Origin of the sequence: Streptomyces sp. NPDC014894, from assembly GCF_043080985.1 — a bacterium.
In the GTDB taxonomy this organism is placed as follows: Bacteria; Actinomycetota; Actinomycetes; order Streptomycetales; family Streptomycetaceae; genus Streptomyces.
On sequence record NZ_JBIBWD010000019.1, the window covers coordinates 15,789 to 31,367 of the forward strand.

General features: G+C 70.8%; 18 protein-coding genes and 1 tRNA gene. 3 read left to right on the forward strand and 16 right to left on the reverse strand.

What is annotated here, in order from left to right; translation table 11 throughout:
- Window positions 1-40: 40 nt before the first annotated feature.
- Both ACF089_RS31925 and ACF089_RS31930 read right to left on the reverse strand, forming a co-directional pair.
- Window positions 41-1,645, reverse strand: coding sequence for an MDR family MFS transporter (locus ACF089_RS31925; RefSeq protein WP_392034340.1), 1,605 nt, complete (start codon window positions 1,643-1,645; stop codon window positions 41-43).
- A 17-nt stretch (window positions 1,646-1,662) separates the two neighbouring features.
- Window positions 1,663-2,115 (reverse strand): MarR family winged helix-turn-helix transcriptional regulator, encoded by a 453-nt coding sequence (locus ACF089_RS31930; protein WP_392034343.1) that lies wholly within the window; start codon window positions 2,113-2,115, stop codon window positions 1,663-1,665.
- Between the two features lie 496 nt (window positions 2,116-2,611).
- On the opposite strand from ACF089_RS31930, the gene ACF089_RS31935 reads away from it, so the two are divergent.
- Complete coding sequence (locus ACF089_RS31935) at window positions 2,612-2,830, forward strand: hypothetical protein (RefSeq protein WP_392034346.1); 219 nt, start codon at window positions 2,612-2,614, stop codon at window positions 2,828-2,830.
- Window positions 2,831-3,048: 218 nt separating this feature from the next.
- On the opposite strand, the gene ACF089_RS31940 is transcribed toward ACF089_RS31935, so the two are convergent.
- The 8 genes from ACF089_RS31940 to ACF089_RS31975 all read right to left on the reverse strand — a co-directional run bounded on the left by ACF089_RS31940 (window position 3,049) and on the right by ACF089_RS31975 (window position 8,141).
- On the reverse strand, window positions 3,049-3,927 hold the full coding sequence (locus tag ACF089_RS31940; RefSeq protein WP_392034349.1) for an RNA polymerase sigma factor SigF: 879 nt from the start codon (window positions 3,925-3,927) through the stop codon (window positions 3,049-3,051).
- A gap of 236 nt (window positions 3,928-4,163) precedes the next feature.
- Window positions 4,164-4,967 (reverse strand): RNA polymerase sigma factor SigF, encoded by an 804-nt coding sequence (locus ACF089_RS31945; protein ID WP_392034648.1) that lies wholly within the window; start codon window positions 4,965-4,967, stop codon window positions 4,164-4,166.
- A gap of 480 nt (window positions 4,968-5,447) precedes the next feature.
- Complete coding sequence (locus ACF089_RS31950) at window positions 5,448-5,741, reverse strand: Dabb family protein (protein WP_392034351.1); 294 nt, start codon at window positions 5,739-5,741, stop codon at window positions 5,448-5,450.
- A 40-nt stretch (window positions 5,742-5,781) separates the two neighbouring features.
- Window positions 5,782-5,946 (reverse strand): hypothetical protein, encoded by a 165-nt coding sequence (locus ACF089_RS31955; protein WP_392034354.1) that lies wholly within the window; start codon window positions 5,944-5,946, stop codon window positions 5,782-5,784.
- 526 nt (window positions 5,947-6,472) lie between these two features.
- Window positions 6,473-6,557: transfer RNA gene (locus ACF089_RS31960), tRNA-Ser, on the reverse strand.
- Window positions 6,558-6,687: 130 nt separating this feature from the next.
- Window positions 6,688-7,116, reverse strand: a complete 429-nt coding sequence (tadA, locus tag ACF089_RS31965; RefSeq protein ID WP_392034651.1) for a tRNA adenosine(34) deaminase TadA — start codon at window positions 7,114-7,116, stop codon at window positions 6,688-6,690.
- A gap of 65 nt (window positions 7,117-7,181) precedes the next feature.
- Window positions 7,182-7,715 carry a hypothetical protein gene (locus ACF089_RS31970; protein WP_392034357.1) on the reverse strand — a complete coding sequence of 178 codons (534 nt, stop codon included), beginning with the start codon at window positions 7,713-7,715 and terminating at the stop codon, window positions 7,182-7,184.
- Window positions 7,716-7,895: 180 nt separating this feature from the next.
- Window positions 7,896-8,141, reverse strand: coding sequence for a hypothetical protein (locus ACF089_RS31975; RefSeq protein ID WP_392034360.1), 246 nt, complete (start codon window positions 8,139-8,141; stop codon window positions 7,896-7,898).
- Window positions 8,142-8,226: 85 nt separating this feature from the next.
- Between ACF089_RS31975 and upp the strand changes: the two genes are divergently transcribed.
- On the forward strand, window positions 8,227-8,862 hold the full coding sequence (upp, locus tag ACF089_RS31980; protein ID WP_392034363.1) for a uracil phosphoribosyltransferase: 636 nt from the start codon (window positions 8,227-8,229) through the stop codon (window positions 8,860-8,862).
- Window positions 8,863-9,201: 339 nt separating this feature from the next.
- Here the strand turns inward: upp and ACF089_RS31985 are convergent, their stop codons facing one another.
- Window positions 9,202-9,858: a LytR C-terminal domain-containing protein gene (locus tag ACF089_RS31985; protein ID WP_392034366.1), complete on the reverse strand. Its 657-nt coding sequence runs from the start codon at window positions 9,856-9,858 to the stop codon at window positions 9,202-9,204.
- A gap of 104 nt (window positions 9,859-9,962) precedes the next feature.
- On the reverse strand, window positions 9,963-10,259 hold the full coding sequence (locus ACF089_RS31990) for a type II toxin-antitoxin system VapB family antitoxin (RefSeq protein WP_003999914.1): 297 nt from the start codon (window positions 10,257-10,259) through the stop codon (window positions 9,963-9,965).
- Between the two features lie 97 nt (window positions 10,260-10,356).
- Here ACF089_RS31990 and ACF089_RS31995 point away from each other — a divergent pair, with 97 nt between their 5' ends.
- Window positions 10,357-11,937, forward strand: coding sequence for a helicase HerA-like domain-containing protein (locus tag ACF089_RS31995; RefSeq protein WP_392034369.1), 1,581 nt, complete (start codon window positions 10,357-10,359; stop codon window positions 11,935-11,937).
- A 147-nt stretch (window positions 11,938-12,084) separates the two neighbouring features.
- Here ACF089_RS31995 and ACF089_RS32000 read toward each other — a convergent pair whose 3' ends face one another.
- The 4 genes from ACF089_RS32000 to ACF089_RS32015 form a co-directional block, all read right to left on the reverse strand.
- On the reverse strand, window positions 12,085-13,629 hold the full coding sequence (locus ACF089_RS32000) for a M28 family metallopeptidase (RefSeq protein WP_392034371.1): 1,545 nt from the start codon (window positions 13,627-13,629) through the stop codon (window positions 12,085-12,087).
- Window positions 13,630-13,771: 142 nt separating this feature from the next.
- Window positions 13,772-14,359 carry an HhH-GPD-type base excision DNA repair protein gene (locus tag ACF089_RS32005; RefSeq protein ID WP_392034374.1) on the reverse strand — a complete coding sequence of 196 codons (588 nt, stop codon included), beginning with the start codon at window positions 14,357-14,359 and terminating at the stop codon, window positions 13,772-13,774.
- Between the two features lie 157 nt (window positions 14,360-14,516).
- On the reverse strand, window positions 14,517-14,717 hold the full coding sequence (locus ACF089_RS32010; RefSeq protein ID WP_392034377.1) for a hypothetical protein: 201 nt from the start codon (window positions 14,715-14,717) through the stop codon (window positions 14,517-14,519).
- A gap of 125 nt (window positions 14,718-14,842) precedes the next feature.
- Window positions 14,843-15,514: an HNH endonuclease gene (locus ACF089_RS32015; protein ID WP_392034379.1), complete on the reverse strand. Its 672-nt coding sequence runs from the start codon at window positions 15,512-15,514 to the stop codon at window positions 14,843-14,845.
- Window positions 15,515-15,579: the final 65 nt, after the last annotated feature.

Here is a 15,579-nt window from a genome sequence, read left to right on the forward strand (position 1 = left end):
CCGCCGTCCCGCTCCGCCGGCCGCCCGTTCGTTCGTCCGTTCAGGACTCCGCGGCCGAGCCGTCCCGTACGGTGTGGCTCTTCAGCGCGACCTCCTTGATGAACAGCGTCACCAGGAAGGCCGCCAGCGCGAACGGGGCCGAGTACAGGAAGACGTCCGCGACCCCGTGGCCGTACGCGCTCTCCACCACCGCGCGCACCGGCTCCGGGAGGGACGAGGGGTCGGGGAGGCCGTCGCCGGCCGGCGCGCCGCCGCCCGCGGCCCGCGGACCCAGCTCGGCCATGCCGTCCTCGACGTAGTGCGTCACCCGGGTGCCGAGGACCGCGCCCAGCGCCGAGACGCCGATCGCGCCGCCCAGGGAACGGAAGAAGACCACCACGGACGAGGCCGCGCCCAAGTCCTCGGGCGACACCTGGTTCTGGGTGCACAGCACCAGGTTCTGCATCATCATGCCCAGTCCGAGGCCCAGCACCGCCATGGAGAGCCCGAGGTACCAGTTGCCGGTGTCGTGGCGGATCACGCCCAGCAGCCCGAGGCCCGCCGTGGTGAACGCGCCGCCGACGACCAGCCACCCCTTCCAGCGGCCCGTCCGGGTGATGACGAGTCCGGAGACCGTGGAGGAGAGGAAGAGGCCCGCGATCATCGGGATGGTCATCACCCCGGACATCGTCGGCGACAGCCCCCGCGCGAGCTGGAAGTACTGGCTGAAGAAGACCGTGCCCGCGAACATCGCGACACCGACGAAGAGCGACGCCACCGAGGCCAGCGTGATGGTCCGATTGCGGAACAGCCGCAGCGGAATGATCGGTTCGCTCGCTCGGGACTCGATGAACAGGAACCCCGCGCCGAGCGCCGCCGCCCCGCCGACCATGACCGCGCTCTGCCAGGACGCCCAGGCGTAGTCGTTCCCCGCGAAGGTCACCCAGACCAGCAGCAGCGACACCGCCGCGCTGATCAGGAACGCGCCCGTCCAGTCGACCTTGACCCGTCGGCGGGTCACCGGGAGCTTCAGGGTCTTCTGCAGGACGACCAGCGCGATCAGCGCGAACGGCACCCCGACGTAGAAGCACCAGCGCCAGCCGAGCCAGTCGGTGTCGGTGATCACCCCGCCCAGCAGCGGCCCGCCGACCGTCGCGACCGCGAAGACCGCGCCCAGATAGCCGCTGTACCGGCCGCGCTGCCGGGGCGAGATCATCGCGGCCATGATGACCTGCGAGAGCGCGGTCAGACCGCCGACCCCGATGCCCTGGACCACCCGGCAGGCGATCAGCATCCCGGTGCTCTGCGAGAGTCCGGCGACCACCGATCCGGCCACATAGATCAGCAGGGCTATCTGCACCAGCAGCTTCTTGCTGAACTGGTCCGCGAGCTTGCCCCACAGCGGGGTGGTCGCGGTCATCGCCAGCAGCGCCGCCGTCACCACCCAGGTGTACGCGCTCTGCCCGCCGCCGAGGTCGCCGATGATCTGGGGCAGGGCGTTGGAGACGATCGTGGACGACAGGATCGCGACGAACATGCCGAGCAGCAGCCCGGACAGCGCCTCCATGATCTGCCGATGGGTCATCGGCGCGTCCTCGCCGGGGCGGGCGTCCCGCTCGGCCCGGCCGTCGCCGCCCCGCACACCGGACGGTGTGGTCGTCGCCATGGGCATGACTCCTTCTCTCAGTTGTCGTCGTGGGGGAGCGCGCGGCAGTCCCCGAAGGAGTCGCGCAGACGGTCGAGGAGGGCGATCAGCTGCCCGACCTCGTCCTCGGACCAGTCGTGGAGGGTGCGGGCGAAGAGCCCGGCCGTCCGCCGGTGCAGCTCGGTGAGCATCTCCGCGCCGGCCGGGGTGAGCCGCAGGATGCGGGAGCGCCGGTCCTCGGGGTCCGGGGCTCGTTCGACCCAGCCCTGTCCGACGGTGTGGGCCACATGCCGGCTGGTCACCGACAGATCCACGGCGAGCAGCTCGGCGAGCCGGCTCATCCGCATCTCTCCGTGCCGGGAGAGGAGGGCGAGCACGGCGGCGGCGCCGGAGGGGCACTCGAACGGCAGCAGCCGGGTCAGACTCCGCCGCAGCGCGCTGACGCCGCTGAGCTGCCGGGCCAGTTCCGCGTACTGAGCCTCTGCGGCCATGGCCCGAGTCCCCTCCTATGGTCGTTGCTTAGGGCAACCATAGGTTTGTTGGTTGCTGAAGGCAAATGAAGAGGGCCTGCGGTGCGCGGGGAGGCGGGGGGCTCAGATGTACGGGCGTACGGCGCGGGCTTCGGCGGCGGGCGAGGGGCGCGGGGCGGGCGCTCGCGCTCGCGGGCGGGTCCGGCGGCGGGAGCACCGGCGCGGGCGCGGGCGCGCTGCTGGGGCCGCACCGGGCCGCCGGCGGGGGCGGGACCTGCGTACGGCCTTACGGGGGCGGCGTTCTCGCGTACCGGATCCGCGTACGGGCGGGGTACGGACGGGGGTACGGGATCGGCGTGGCCGGGTACGGGAACCGCGGGGCGGCCGACGGTCGGTTCAGCGCCTGGTCCGGCGGCGGAATCGGCGGCGGCGGGCGCGGGCGGGCGCGGGGTGGGCGGACTCGGAGGGGACTGCCCGGGGTTGGGCCCGGCGACCGGGTTCGCTAGGGTCGTGCCCCATGGCACACAACCCCCATGCTCCCCAGGGTCAGAACCCCCAGGGCGGCCAAGACCCTTCCGGCAGCACCCAGATGTTCCGCGCGTTCGTCGACGAGGGCGAGCCCCAGGGCCGCCGTCAGACCGTCGCCGCGCAGTCCGGCCCGAAGCCGGCCGTGATCGTCGCGGTCGTCGCGGTGGTCGCGATCCTCGGCGCGGTGGCCTGGCTGGCGTTCGCCTGACCCGCTCTCTCGCCGCTGTGGGGCCCGGGTCCCGCTGACGGGGTCGCCGAGGCCCGGTCCGGCGGGGCCGACCCACGGGCGCGGGCGGCGCGCGGACGGGCGCGGCGCGCGGACGGGCGACGGGCGCGGCTCGCGAACGGCGTGGGTGACACGCCGTCAACAGAGGCTTCGCGGGAGCCGGTCGGCCGGGGACCGGCCGGTCGGCGTTCCGTCGGGGATCAGTCCGAGATCAGACCGTCCCGCAGCTGGGCGAGGGTGCGCGTCAGCAGCCGGGAGACGTGCATCTGCGAGATGCCGACCTCCTCGCCGATCTGCGACTGGGTCATGTTCGCGAAGAAGCGCAGCATGATGATCTGCCGCTCCCTGGGCGGGAGTTTGGCCAGCAGCGGCTTCAGCGACTCGCGGTACTCCACGCCCTCCAGCGCCGAGTCCTCGTACCCCAGGCGGTCGGCGAGCGAGCCCTCGCCGCCGTCGTCCTCGGGGGACGGGGAGTCCAGCGAGGAGGCGGTGTACGCGTTGCCGACGGCGAGGCCGTCCACGACCTCCTCCTCCGAAACGCCCAGCACGGCGGCGAGTTCGGGGACGGTCGGGGAGCGGTCCAGGCGCTGGGCCAGCTCGTCGCTCGCCTTGGTCAGCGCGAGACGCAGCTCCTGAAGCCGGCGCGGCACCCGCACCGACCAGGAGGTGTCGCGGAAGAAGCGCTTGATCTCGCCCACGACGGTGGGCATCGCGAACGTGGGGAATTCCACGCCCCGTTCGCAGTCGAAGCGGTCGATCGCCTTGATCAGGCCGATCGTGCCGACCTGGACGATGTCTTCCATCGGCTCGTTGCGGCTGCGGAAGCGGGCCGCCGCATACCGCACCAGTGGCAGATTCAGCTCGATCAGAGTGTCGCGCACATAGGTGCGCTCCGGGCTGTCGACGATCCCTTCGCCCTCCGCCGCGTTCGCCGTGTCCAGCGCGCGCAGCCGCAGGAACAGCGAACGGGAGAGAGTGCGGGTGTCGATGGCCTCCGAGCTGTCAGGCGTGACGGGTGCGGGTGCGCTCTGCACGGGCGTGAGCGTGAGCACCTTCGAGCTGCCCTGTTCTGCGGACATGCCACCCCCTTGAGGTCGCGTACGGTCGCGGTGGCCGCGACCAACGGAGGAACGCAGCCTGCACCTGAAATACCGGCCACAAGGCTGCGGCAAACGCGTCTCCGGCAGAATGTCACATGTCGGCAACACGTCGAAGAGATTTGTCGACACTGCTTCAGGGGATCACCGCAGGAAGCAAGGGGTGCACGGGTGTTGGACCCGCCGAAAAACGTTCAGGTGCGATCTACCCGTTGTGGCTACGCTTCGATCCTGTTTGCGGATCGCAATCGGGCGAAGCTGCGGGCAAGGAGCCTTGACACGTGCATCTGTGAGACGCCCAGCTCCTGGCTGATCTGGGACTGCGTCAGATTGCTGTAGTAGCGGAGCATCAGAATCCGCTGCTCACGCTCGGGCAGTTGCACCAGCAGATGCCGGACGAGGTCCCGGTGCTCGACGCCGGCCAGCGCCGGGTCCTCGTAACCGAGCCGGTCGAGCAGGCCGGGCAGCCCGTCGCCCTCCTGGGCCGCCTCCAGGGAGGTCGCGTGGTACGAGCGCCCGGCCTCGATACAGGCGAGCACCTCGTCCTCGCCGATTTTGAGCCGTTCGGCGATCTCGGCGGTCGTCGGGATGCGGCCGTGGGCGGTGGTCAGATCCTCGGTCGCGCCGTTCACCTGGACCCACAGCTCATGGAGCCGCCGGGGGACGTGGACGGTCCGGACATTGTCCCGGAAGTACCGTTTGATCTCGCCGACGACCGTCGGCATCGCGAAGGTGGGGAACTGCACCCCCCGGTCCGGGTCGAAGCGGTCGATGGCGTTGATCAGACCGATGGTGCCGACCTGGACGACGTCCTCCATCGGCTCGTTGCGGCTGCGGAAGCGGGCGGCCGCGTACCGGACCAGCGGGAGGTTCGCCTCGATCAGCGCCCCGCGCACCCGGCCGTGCTCCGGGGTGCCGGGCTCCAGCTGCTTCAGCTCGCCGAAGAGGACCTGGGTCAGGGCCCGGGTGTCCGCGCCCCTGCCGCCGGGGCGGGCGGCGCCCGCCGCCAGGGGCTCGGTGATGTCCGGGGCCCCGGTGTCGGTCAGCTCGGGAACGTCCGGCCCGGCGGTCGGGGGCCCGGCGGTCGGGGGCCCGGCGGTCGGGGGCCCGGTCGAGGGACCGGGGCCGGGGCCGGGGCCCGGGGCGGGAGCCGTGGCGGCGGCGGTGACCGGTGCGGCGGCCGGGAGAGCGGCGGGGGCGGCCGGGGCGGCGGCCGGGAGAGCGGCGGGGGCGGCCGGGGGGTCGGTCGCGCGCTCGTTCTGGGGCAGCGCTTCAGGCGCGGTACTGGCCGGCACGTACGCCACCCCTTTGCGGTCATCTACGGTCAACTCATCAATCAAAAGCGGTCATAGCATCACAAGACATGTCCACTGTGTGCAAGCACCAGATAACACCGTGTTGAAGGCATGGCGGGGTTTAAACCTCAAGAAGCCCCTTGCCGAAGAGGCAAGGGGCTGTGGACGTGCCGTACGGGGGCCGGGGAGGCGGGCTGGGGTCCGGGCTCAGAACTCGTAGTCGGCGATCACCCAGGTGGCGAACTCTCGCCACTGTCCGGCGGCGGCCTGATGGGCCGGATGCTCGATGTACCGCTTCAAAGCGTCACGGTCGGCCACGGCGGAGTTGATCGCGAAGTCATGGGCGATGGGGCGGTCGCTGATGTTCCAGCCGCACTCCCAGAACTCCAGACCGGGCACCAGCCCGTCCAGCTCCTGGAAGGCCTTGGCTCCGGCGATCACTCGGGGCTCGTCCCGCTCGACGCCCTCGTGGAGCTTGAAGAGAACCAGATGACGGATCAAGGAAGACTCCTCGGCAGGGGCGCGGCGGGGCCCGCCGGGCCTAATTGACCAGCGCGGTCATGAATTCGCCGACGCTCTTGGCGGCGCTGGATATGCCCTCGAAGCCTATCTGGACCAGCGCGGCGGCCCTGTCCGGGGATGCGATGATCGTGTACAGCACGAAGACGACGATGATGTAGAGGGCGATCTTCTTCGCTTGCGCCATGCCTCTTCCTCCCCGGTGATCCCCGGTGATCTCTGGTGACTCCCCCTGCGGCCCCGGCTCTCCGATCCCCTCGGTTCTCCTCAGTCTCTTCAGTGATCGTGGAGAGTCGCGGAAGTCTAACCGAGCCTTTAAGGACCAAGGGCCCGGAGATCGGGGCCGTTTGCCGACCGTGCGCGGACCCGCGAGGGAGCACGATGGAACCGGGCCCACAGGGACACGGCAGGAATCCCGCGGGCCCCGGGACCGGCCCCACGTGCGGGGCCCCGCCGCGCCGCATGTTCCCCCGACTGCGGCCAGGGGCCCGTGGACCGGTCTCCCTCCCCGGGGGAGGCGGTCACCCCCGTCTCCGCTTCCCCCGATCCGGCGCGAAGAAGCCCAGGCCACCCTCACCGGCCTGGGCTTCTTCACGTCCACGCCCAGCCCCGTGCGATCGCGCCCGGCCGGCGGCCATGAGCCGCGGCCCCGGGCCGGGGGTGAACGCACAACCGCCCCCGACCTGTCATGCAGGTCGGGGGCGGTTCAAGAGCGGTAGCGGAGGGATTTGAACCCTCGGTGAGTTTCCCCACACTCGCTTTCGAGGCGAGCTCCTTCGGCCGCTCGGACACGCTACCGGGAGAGAGCTTAGCCCACAGTGGGCCGTGTGCTGAAATCGGTTCCCCGGGCAGCGCTCGGCGGGCCGTTCACCGGGACCCGGCGGGGCGTTCACCGGGCCGAGCGGGCCGTTCACCGGGCCGGGCGGGGTCAGCGGTCGCGGAAGAAGTCGGTGAGGAGCTGGGCGCACTCCCGCTCCAGGACTCCGTGGACGACCTCGGGGCGGTGGTTGAGCCGGCGGTCGCGTACGACGTCCCAGAGGGAGCCCGTCGCGCCGGCCTTCTCGTCCCGGGCGCCGTAGATCACCCGGTCCACGCGTGACTGGGTGATCGCGCCGGCGCACATCGTGCAGGGCTCCAGCGTCACCACCAGGGTGCAGCCGGACAGCCGCCAGCCGCCGATCCGCTCGGCGGCCCGGCGGATCGCCAGCACCTCGGCGTGCGCGGTGGGGTCGCCCGTCAGCTCGCGCTCATTGTGCCCGGCGGAGAGCGGGACGCCGTCCCGGTCGAGCACGACGGCGCCGACCGGCACATCGCCGGAGAGCGCCGCGCGTTCCGCCTCGGCGAGGGCGAGACGCATCGGCGTCTCCCAGGGATCCCGTACGGGATCCACGGGATCGCCCGCACCTGTCGCCGTCTCCGTCACTAGCGGACGGTCTCCAGCATCTCGGCGGCGCCCAGGGCGTCCGCGATCTCCGTCAGCGCGTCCGTGTTCAGTGTCAGCAGCTCCTTCTCCGAGAGGCCGAGATCCGCGAGGATGCCGCGATCGCCGAGCGGCGCGGCCGGCACCGCCTCGGCGGCGGGGTCCGTACCGTCGTCATTCTCGTCGTTCCCGGCCGGCTCTCCGTCCTCGGTGCCGTCGAGGTCCAGCGCGTCCAGTTCGTCGGCGGGGTCGCCCGCGTCCCGGCCGAGCAGTTCGTCGGTGAGGATCTCCCCGTACGAGGAGCGCGCGGCCGCTGCCGCGTCGGAGACGAAGATACGAGGGTCCTCCTCGCCCTCGACCCTGACGAGCCCGAACCAGGAGTCCTCCTGCTCGACGAAGAGGAGCACCGTGTCCTCGTCCAGCGAGGCCGCTCGGGCCAGATCGGCCAGATCCGACAGGTTCTCCACATTGTCGAGCTCTGTGTCGCTCGCTTGCCACCCGTCTTGAGTGCGCGCGAGCAGTGCGGCGAAGTACACCGTGACTCTCCCACTGATCAGAGGTGTGACGACCGGGCGGCGCTGATGCGTGCCCCGCCCACTCGGAATCGTGGCAGAAACCAGCGCCTCGCGAGAGGTCTTCCGTCGTTGCGTCGGCCATCAGTTCTCATCCGGGGGGCCTCCCGGGGGACGGCGCGCGGCGCGCCGGGGCCGGACGGGCTACCAGCGGAAGGTGCGCATACGCATCTGCTGGCGCATCCGGGCGGCCCGGGCCCGGCGGGGCTGCACCCGGTCCCGCAGGGCCTTCGCCTCGTTCAGCTCTCGGAGGAACTGGGCGCGCCGCCTTCTGCGCTCGACGTCGATCGCGGGGTCGGCGTCGGTCTCGGACTCGGGGGCTCTCCCGGCGCGCTCCACGGCGCGTTGCCCGTGCTCGTGCTCTTGTTCGGGATGCCCGGGTTCCGGCATCGGCCACACCACCCCACGGCTCGACGTATGGCTCCACCTTCCCTCCGGAGGCTTCCTTGATGCGAGCCGGGCTACTGTTGACGGCATGCGGATCCATGTCGTCGACCACCCGCTGGTGGCGCACAAACTCACCACACTGCGCGATCGGCGCACCGACTCCCCGACCTTCCGGCGGCTCGCCGACGAGCTGGTCACCCTGCTCGCGTACGAGGCGACCCGGGACGTGCGCACCGAGCAGGTCGACATCGAGACCCCGGTGGTCACGACGACCGGCGTGAAGCTGTCGCACCCGCGCCCGCTGGTGGTGCCGATCCTCCGGGCCGGGCTCGGGATGCTCGACGGGATGGTGCGGCTGCTGCCGACCGCCGAGGTCGGGTTCCTCGGGATGATCCGCAATGAGGAGACGCTGGAGGCGTCGACCTACGCGACGCGGATGCCGGAGGACCTCTCCGGGCGTCAGGTGTACGTCCTCGACCCGATGCTGGCGACCGGCGGGACGCTGGTCGCGGCGATCCACGAGCTGATCAAGCGCGGGGCGGACGATGTGACGGCCGTGGTGCTGCTGGCGGCGCCGGAGGGCGTCGAGGTGATGGAGAGGGAGCTGGCGGGGGCGCCGGTGACGGTGGTGACGGCGGCGGTGGACGAGAGGTTGAACGAGCAGGGGTACATCGTGCCCGGGCTCGGGGACGCGGGGGATCGGATGTACGGCACCGCGGAGTAGTTCTCTTCTGCTGGACCGGCCGAAGTTTTCGGTGGGTGAGCCCCGGGTCCCCCTGGTGGGGGGCCTGGGGCTTCTTGGTGTGCGGGGAGTTGTCGGGGGCGCTGCCCCCGAGCCCCCGCGCCTCAATCGCCGGCGGGGCTTGAAGTTGCTCGGGTCCTTGCGCCTCAATCGCCGGCGGGGCTGGGGATTCCGGTCGGCGGTGGGGCTTGAAGTTGCTCGGGTCCCCGCGCCGGAAACGCCGGCGGGCTGGAGGATTCCGGTCGGCGGTGGGGCTTGAAGTTGCTCGGGTCCCCGCGCCTGAAACGCCGGCGGGGCTGGGGATCCCGGTCGGCGGTGGGGTCAGTCGTCGGTGGGGGATGCGGCGCGGGTTTGGGTGCAGGGGTTGGTGGTGGGGCGGGGTGGGGTGGTGAGGGCGGTGAGGGCGCGGTCGGCGGTGGGTTTGGGGGAGAGGGTGGTGAAGGCGGTGCCGAGGATGAGGTCGACGTCCTTGGTCTTGCGGGTGTCGGTCTTGGCGGTGGTGCCCTTGACCTGGGTGCCGAGAAGGAGGAAGGGGCCCTTGACGGCGGTGCTGGAGCCCAGCAGCACGCCCGTGTTCTTGACCTTCTTGTCGTACGCCGCCGTGGCGTTGCCGACCTTGCCGATGGTGAAGCCGCGCTTCTTCAGCTCGTCGGCGGCGGCCTTGGCGAGACCGCCGCGCGGGGTGGCGTTGTAGACGTTCACGGTGACCTGGCCGGGCCTGAGCTTCAGGGGCGGCGCGGCGGCTGTGCGCGGGGCCGGTTTGCAGTCCGCGCCGCGGGCCGTGGCGGTCTTCTCGCCGTCGTCGGTGAAGACATCGATGAGCTGCACCGTTCCCCAGCCGGCCAGGCCGAGGGCGACCGCTCCGGCGATCAGCGCCGTGACGATCCTGCGGCGCTTGCGGGGGCGTCGCATCCGCGGGTACGTGTCGCCCGTGACGCGGTACTTTCCACCCATGCCGGGAGGAGTCAGCATGCTCATGGGCGCAGCGTAATGCGGCCCGGAGGCCATGCCTACAAGATGATCGACTGACTGGGGCCGTACGGTCGTGGAATGGGCCCGAAAGGGTCAGTCGGCGGACCCGCTCAGTCCAGTTCGAGAACGCGCGCGTGCAGGACCTGGCGCTGCTGGAGCGCGGCGCGCACCGCGCGGTGCAGACCGTCCTCCAGATAGAGATCGCCCTGCCACTTCACGACGTGGGCGAAGAGGTCCCCGTAGAAGGTGGAGTCCTCGGCGAGCAGCGTTTCGAGATCGAGCTGGCCCTTGGTGGTCACCAGCTGATCGAGGCGGACCGGGCGCGGCGCGACGTCCGCCCACTGCCGGGTGCTTTCCCGGCCATGGTCGGGGTAAGGCCGTCCGTTTCCGATGCGCTTGAAGATCACACGGAAAGCCTACCGGGCAAGCGCCTCCGGGCGCAGCCATGGCGGCCGAGTGCGATCCTGGGCAAAACTCCTCAGATACGGAGAATCAGGGGGCCTTATGGCCGAGAGCATGCCGCAGGCCGCGCGGGAAATCGCCTCGGGGTACGACCTCACCGGGGCCGCTCTCGATCTTGGTGCGCTGCTCTGGGACGGCCGGTGTCTGCCGGAGGCCCCGATCAGGATCCCGCTGTCGATGCTCAATCGGCACGGGCTGGTCGCCGGGGCCACCGGCACGGGCAAGACGAAGACGCTCCAGCTGATCGCCGAGCAGCTCTCGGCGCAGGGGGTGCCGGTCTTCCTCGCCGACGTCAAGGGCGATGTCTCCGGGATCTCGGCGCCGGGCCGGCCGGGGGAGCGGATCGAGGAGCGGGCCGGGCAGGTCGGGCAGGAGTGGGAGGCGCGGGGGTTCCCCGTGGAGTTCTACGGTCTCGGCGGCATCGGCCCGGGGATTCCGGTGCGGGCGACGGTGACCGATTTCGGCCCCGTACTCCTCTCCAAGGTGCTTCAGCTCAATCCGACGCAGGAGCAGTCGCTCGGGCTGATCTTCCACTACGCCGATTCCAAGGGTCTGGAGCTGGTGGATCTGAAGGATCTGCGGGCGGTGGTGGCGTTTTTGACGTCGGACGAGGGCCGGGCGGAGCTGAAGGGGATCGGCGGGCTGTCGACGGCCACGGCGGGGGTGATCCTGCGGTCGGTGACCGCGTTCGAGCAGCAGGGCGCGGGGAGTTTCTTCGGGGAGCCGGAGTTCGACACGGCAGAGCTGCTGCGGATCGCGCCGGACGGGCGCGGGCTGGTCTCCGTGCTGGAGCTGGCGGCGGTGGGCGACAAGCCGCAGCTGTTCTCGACGTTCCTGATGTGGCTGCTGGCGGATCTCTTCCACGATCTGCCGGAGGCGGGGGATCTGGAGCGGCCGAAGCTGGTGTTCTTCCTGGACGAGGCGCATCTGCTGTTCACGGGCGCGAGCAAGGCGTTTCTGGAGTCGATCACCCAGACCGTGCGGCTGATTCGCTCGAAAGGGGTCGGGGTGTTCTTCGTGACCCAGACGCCCAAGGACGTTCCCGCCGATGTGCTGGCCCAGCTCGGCAATCGGGTGCAGCACGCGCTGCGGGCGTTCACCCCGGAGGACGCCAAGGCGCTCAGGGCGACGGTGCGGACCTTCCCGAATTCGGCGTACGACCTGGAGGAGGTGCTCACCGGGCTCGGCACCGGCGAGGCGGTGATCACCGTACTGAGCGAGTCGGGCGCGCCCACGCCGGTCGCGGCGACGCGGCTGCGGGCCCCGCAGTCGCTGATGGGTCCGGTCGAGGCGGCGGCGCTGGACGCGGCGGTGCGGTCCTCGCCGCTGTACGAGCGCTATGCGCGAGCGGTGGACCGGGAGTCGGCCTTCGAGAAGCTGTCGGCGGCGAAGGCCGAGCCGCCGCCGCGGGCCCCCGATGAGCAGGGGAGCCCGGAGGGGCAGACGAGCCGGGAGGGACCGGAGGGACAGGGGAGCCGGGAGTCCGCCGGGGATCGGGACGGTTCGCTGGTGCGGCAGGTGGTGGGGAGCGGGGTGTTCCGTTCGCTGGCCCGCTCGGTCGGCACCCAGATCGGGCGGGAGATCACCCGGTCCCTGTTCGGCACCGCCCGCCGGCGGAGATAGCCGGGAGCCGACCCGGTCCCTCAGCGTCCCGCGCGGACCCGCCCGGCCGTTTCCCGTACAAACCGCCTGACCGCCTGACCGCCTGACCGCCTGACCGCCCGGCCGCCCGGTCCCGTGGGGCGGGGACCGGGCGGCCGGGCGCCGTTCTTACTCGATCACGTCCTCGTGGCCCTCGTGCAGACCGCCGCCGCTGCCCGTGCCGGGCTCGGTCGGCACCGAGTTCACCGGCGTCCGCAGGGAGCTGATGTCATGCGCGTAGGTCCCCGTCGCGTTGGCGATGATCCCGATGTTCACCTTGAACGCGGTCAGGTTGACGTTCTTGATGTCGTCGCCCTTGGCGTGGTAGTTCGGGTCGTACGCCTGGCCCGCCGTACCGCCGAACTTCTCCGCCTGCGCGGCGGACTTGATGCCCTCCGCGCCGGTGAAGGTGCCGCCGGAGGGGATGCCGATGCCGATGAACGGACCGTAGTCCGAGCGGCCGGAGAAGTCCGTGCCCTCGTGCGGGGTGTCCTTCTCGTCGAGGAACTCGTTGATGTCGCGCTCCAGCTGGGCCGAGCCCTCGGGGCCGGGGCCCGCGCCGACGCCGTCGGAGTCGTCGCCGTCGTAGACGAAGAGTCCGTAGTTCGGCGAGGCGATCATGTCGAAGTTCAGATAGAGCTTGATCTCCTTCTTGCCGAGATCGCTGAGGCCGGCGACATACGCCTTCGAGCCGAGCAGCCCGTTCTCCTCGGCGCCCCACCAGGCGAAGCGGACCTTGTTGGCCGGGCGCTTCTCGGCCTTGGCCAGCTCCTGGGCGACTTCGAGCAGACCGGCGGAGCCGGAGCCGTTGTCATTGATGCCCGGGCCCTCCAGTACGGAGTCCAGGTGCGAGCCCAGCATCACGGTGTTGGCCGCGTTCCCGTGCTTGGTCTCGGCGATCACGTTGTTGGTGACGCGCTTCTGCTGGAGCTGGCGGATCTCGAAGGAGACGTTCACCGGTCCGGCGGCCAGCTCGGTGACGAGCTTCTCGCCCTCCGCCTGGGTGATGCCGCCGGTGGGTATCTTCCCGGAGGCCACATCGCCGAGGGTGCCGCCCATGGAGCCCGCGGTGTTGTTGTAGACGATCGCGCCGATGGCGCCGGCGGTCGCCGCGGCCGCCTGCTTCTCGGCGAAGGTGCAGCCGCCGCGCTTGATCAGCGCGATCTTCCCGGTGAAGGCGCCGGAGGCGTAGTCGGCGGCCTCGCAGCCGGTGGTCGCGTCCGCCGGGACCGCCGCCAGATCGGCCTTGACGCCGCCGACCGGGGTGGACTTGGTGTACGTCATCGCGTTGATCACGATGTCGCGGGTGTTCGGCGAGACCACGGAGAGCTTCTGCGCGAGCGTCTCGGTGTACTGGAACTCGAAGGGCTCGTACCGCACGTCGTAGCCGTACTTCTTCAGCTGCTGGTAGACGTACGCGGCCGAGGCGTCGTACCCGAGGGTTCCGGCGGCGCGGTTGCCGTTCGCCGTGTCGGCTATCTGCTGGAACTTCTTCAGATGCTTGTGGGCGTCCTTCACGGACGCCTTCGAGACCAGCTTCTTCGCCAGCTTCGCCGCCTGCCGGCCCGCGTCGTCGCGATGGGCGGCGGAGGGGGAGGCGGATGCCAGCAGGAGCGGGGTCGCGAGTGCGGCGGCGGCCAGAGTGGCCACGGCTCTGCGACGGGTTGCCTTCACAGAGTTCCTTCCCGGTGTGGACAAGTTGAAGGGAAGTTAGCGAGAGCACGATGGTTATGGGAACGCTTGTGCCTCAACTCACCCTGTAGTTCATGTGATCGACACTGCCGGAGCCGTGATCGCCTCTTCAAACAGCCGTATTTCAGCCGTCGTTGGCCGCTTTCGCCGCCCTTTTCATCTCTTGTTTATGAGCGCGCACTTTGGCGAGCGACTCGGGGCCGGTGATGTCGGCCGCCGAGCGGTACGCGCCCGCCTCCCCGTACGGGCCGGCCGCCTCGCGCCAGCCCCTGGGCCGTACGCCGTACCGCTTGCCCAGCAGGGCCAGGAAGATCCGGGCCTTCTGCTCCCCGAAGCCGGGCAGCGCCTTCAGCCGGGTCAGCAGCTCGGCGCCGTCGGAGGCGTCCCGCCAGATCGCCTCCGGGTCCCCGCCGTACTCGTCCACCAGATGCCGGCAGAGCGTCTGCACCCGTTTGGCCATGCTCCCCGGATAGCGGTGGACCGCGGGCTTCTCCTTGAGCAGCTCGGCGAAGGCGTCCGGGTCGTACGCGGCGATCTCGCCCGCGTCGAGATCGTCGCGGCCCATCCGGTGGGCGATGGTGTACGGCCCGGAGAAGGCCCATTCCATGGGGACCTGCTGGTCGAGCAGCATGCCCACGACAGCGGCGAGCGGGCTGCGGCCGAGCAGTTCATCGGCCTCGGGCTGCTGGGCGAGGTGCATCTCGGGACTCATAGTCCGATGATCACCCGGGTGCGGGCGGCCCGCCAGCGAGGCGCTTCCGGGCACGGCGAAGGCCCCCTCCCGCCGAGCGGCGCGAGGGGGCCTGCCGGAACGCCCGCCGGGGTGTCCGCCGGGGTCGCCGGGGCGTCCTTCGGGACGTCCGCCGGGCCTAGTCCTGGACGGAGGTCTCGCCGAAGATGGCCGCGTGCTCCAGCACATCCTCCAGCGGGTCGTCGATCTGGCCGATCGAGATCAGCGTGACGCCGTTGTGCGAGTCCGTATGGGTCTCGTCCGCGACCGCGCTGGTGGCGGGGAGCACGGCGGCCAGCAGCGCGGCACCGAGGATCGTCAGGGCGATTGTGGGCTTCATGTCGCTTTCGTCCACCTGTTCGTCGGGTACCTGGTGACCGGTGTATCTATCGGACCGGCTGGAAGGTCACGGCCTCAAACCCCATACGGAGCGCATTCACCCGTTCGGCCCAATGCTGAGCGGGGTCAGGGCACCCGGTTCACGAGGACTACCGTGGTTTCGCAGGAATTGTCCGCGAAGAGCTTCAGCACCTCCATCTCCTCCTTGTCGGCGGTCAGACCCCAGCGCAGCTTGGTCCCGACCCAGTCGCCGATGTACCGGCAGATCGCCGAGGACTCCGGCGGCAGCCACTCCTTGACGTCCCGCCCGGCCTTCTCCTCCTGGGCGCGGACCGTCACCGCCGCCAGGGTGGCCGGCGAGCCCTGGTCGTTGGCGTAGGCCTCACGGCGCTCGGCGCTCCAGGCCGAGCCGCCCGAGCCGTAGGCCTCGGCGAGCGGGACGACATGGTCGACGGCGATGCTGGACTGCTTGGTCACCGTCTGGTTGTCGTAGTAGGAGACCCACTTGCCGCGCGACAGCCGGCACCCGGCCGTGACATCGGGCTCCTCGACCGCCTCGGCGAGCAGCACCTCCTCGCGGGTGGAGCAGCCGTCGGCGGCCTTCTTGCCCTCGTTCCAGTGCGGGAAGGCGGCTTCCGTGTAGCCCGCGCGGAACTCCTCGGCCTCCACGAGGACCGAGATGGCGTCCTCCAACTGGAGGACCTCCACCGGGCTCGCCGCCGCCGTGGGGGCGGCGGGGAGCAGCGGGAGCAGCGCGAGGGAGAGCGCCGCTAAGGCGCTGGTGCATTTCTTGTTCATGACGCCAGTTACTAGCGGTGGTCGGGGGGCCGGACGCGGGGGTGACGCGCTCGATCCACTCGTAC

Bases quoted from the DNA above. Each gene is read 5' to 3' on its own strand.
- ACF089_RS31955 (WP_392034354.1), bottom strand. From the start codon at position 5,946: ATGGCGCAAGCGAAGAAGATCGCCCTCTACATCATCGTCGTCTTCGTG.
- ACF089_RS31985 (WP_392034366.1), bottom strand. From the start codon at position 9,858: ATGAGCATGCTGACTCCTCCCGGCATGGGTGGAAAGTACCGCGTCACG.
- ACF089_RS32015 (WP_392034379.1), bottom strand. From the start codon at position 15,514: ATGAACAAGAAATGCACCAGCGCCTTAGCGGCGCTCTCCCTCGCGCTG.
- ACF089_RS31930 (WP_392034343.1), bottom strand. From the start codon at position 2,115: ATGGCCGCAGAGGCTCAGTACGCGGAACTGGCCCGGCAGCTCAGCGGC.
- ACF089_RS31975 (WP_392034360.1), bottom strand. From the start codon at position 8,141: ATGCCGGAACCCGGGCATCCCGAACAAGAGCACGAGCACGGGCAACGC.
- ACF089_RS32010 (WP_392034377.1), bottom strand. From the start codon at position 14,717: ATGAAGCCCACAATCGCCCTGACGATCCTCGGTGCCGCGCTGCTGGCC.
- ACF089_RS31995 (WP_392034369.1), top strand. From the start codon at position 10,357: ATGGCCGAGAGCATGCCGCAGGCCGCGCGGGAAATCGCCTCGGGGTAC.
- ACF089_RS31940 (WP_392034349.1), bottom strand. From the start codon at position 3,927: ATGTCCGCAGAACAGGGCAGCTCGAAGGTGCTCACGCTCACGCCCGTG.
- tadA (WP_392034651.1), bottom strand. From the start codon at position 7,116: ATGCGTCTCGCCCTCGCCGAGGCGGAACGCGCGGCGCTCTCCGGCGAT.
- ACF089_RS32005 (WP_392034374.1), bottom strand. From the start codon at position 14,359: ATGAGTCCCGAGATGCACCTCGCCCAGCAGCCCGAGGCCGATGAACTG.
- upp (WP_392034363.1), top strand. From the start codon at position 8,227: ATGCGGATCCATGTCGTCGACCACCCGCTGGTGGCGCACAAACTCACC.
- ACF089_RS31935 (WP_392034346.1), top strand. From the start codon at position 2,612: ATGGCACACAACCCCCATGCTCCCCAGGGTCAGAACCCCCAGGGCGGC.
- ACF089_RS31925 (WP_392034340.1), bottom strand. From the start codon at position 1,645: ATGGCGACGACCACACCGTCCGGTGTGCGGGGCGGCGACGGCCGGGCC.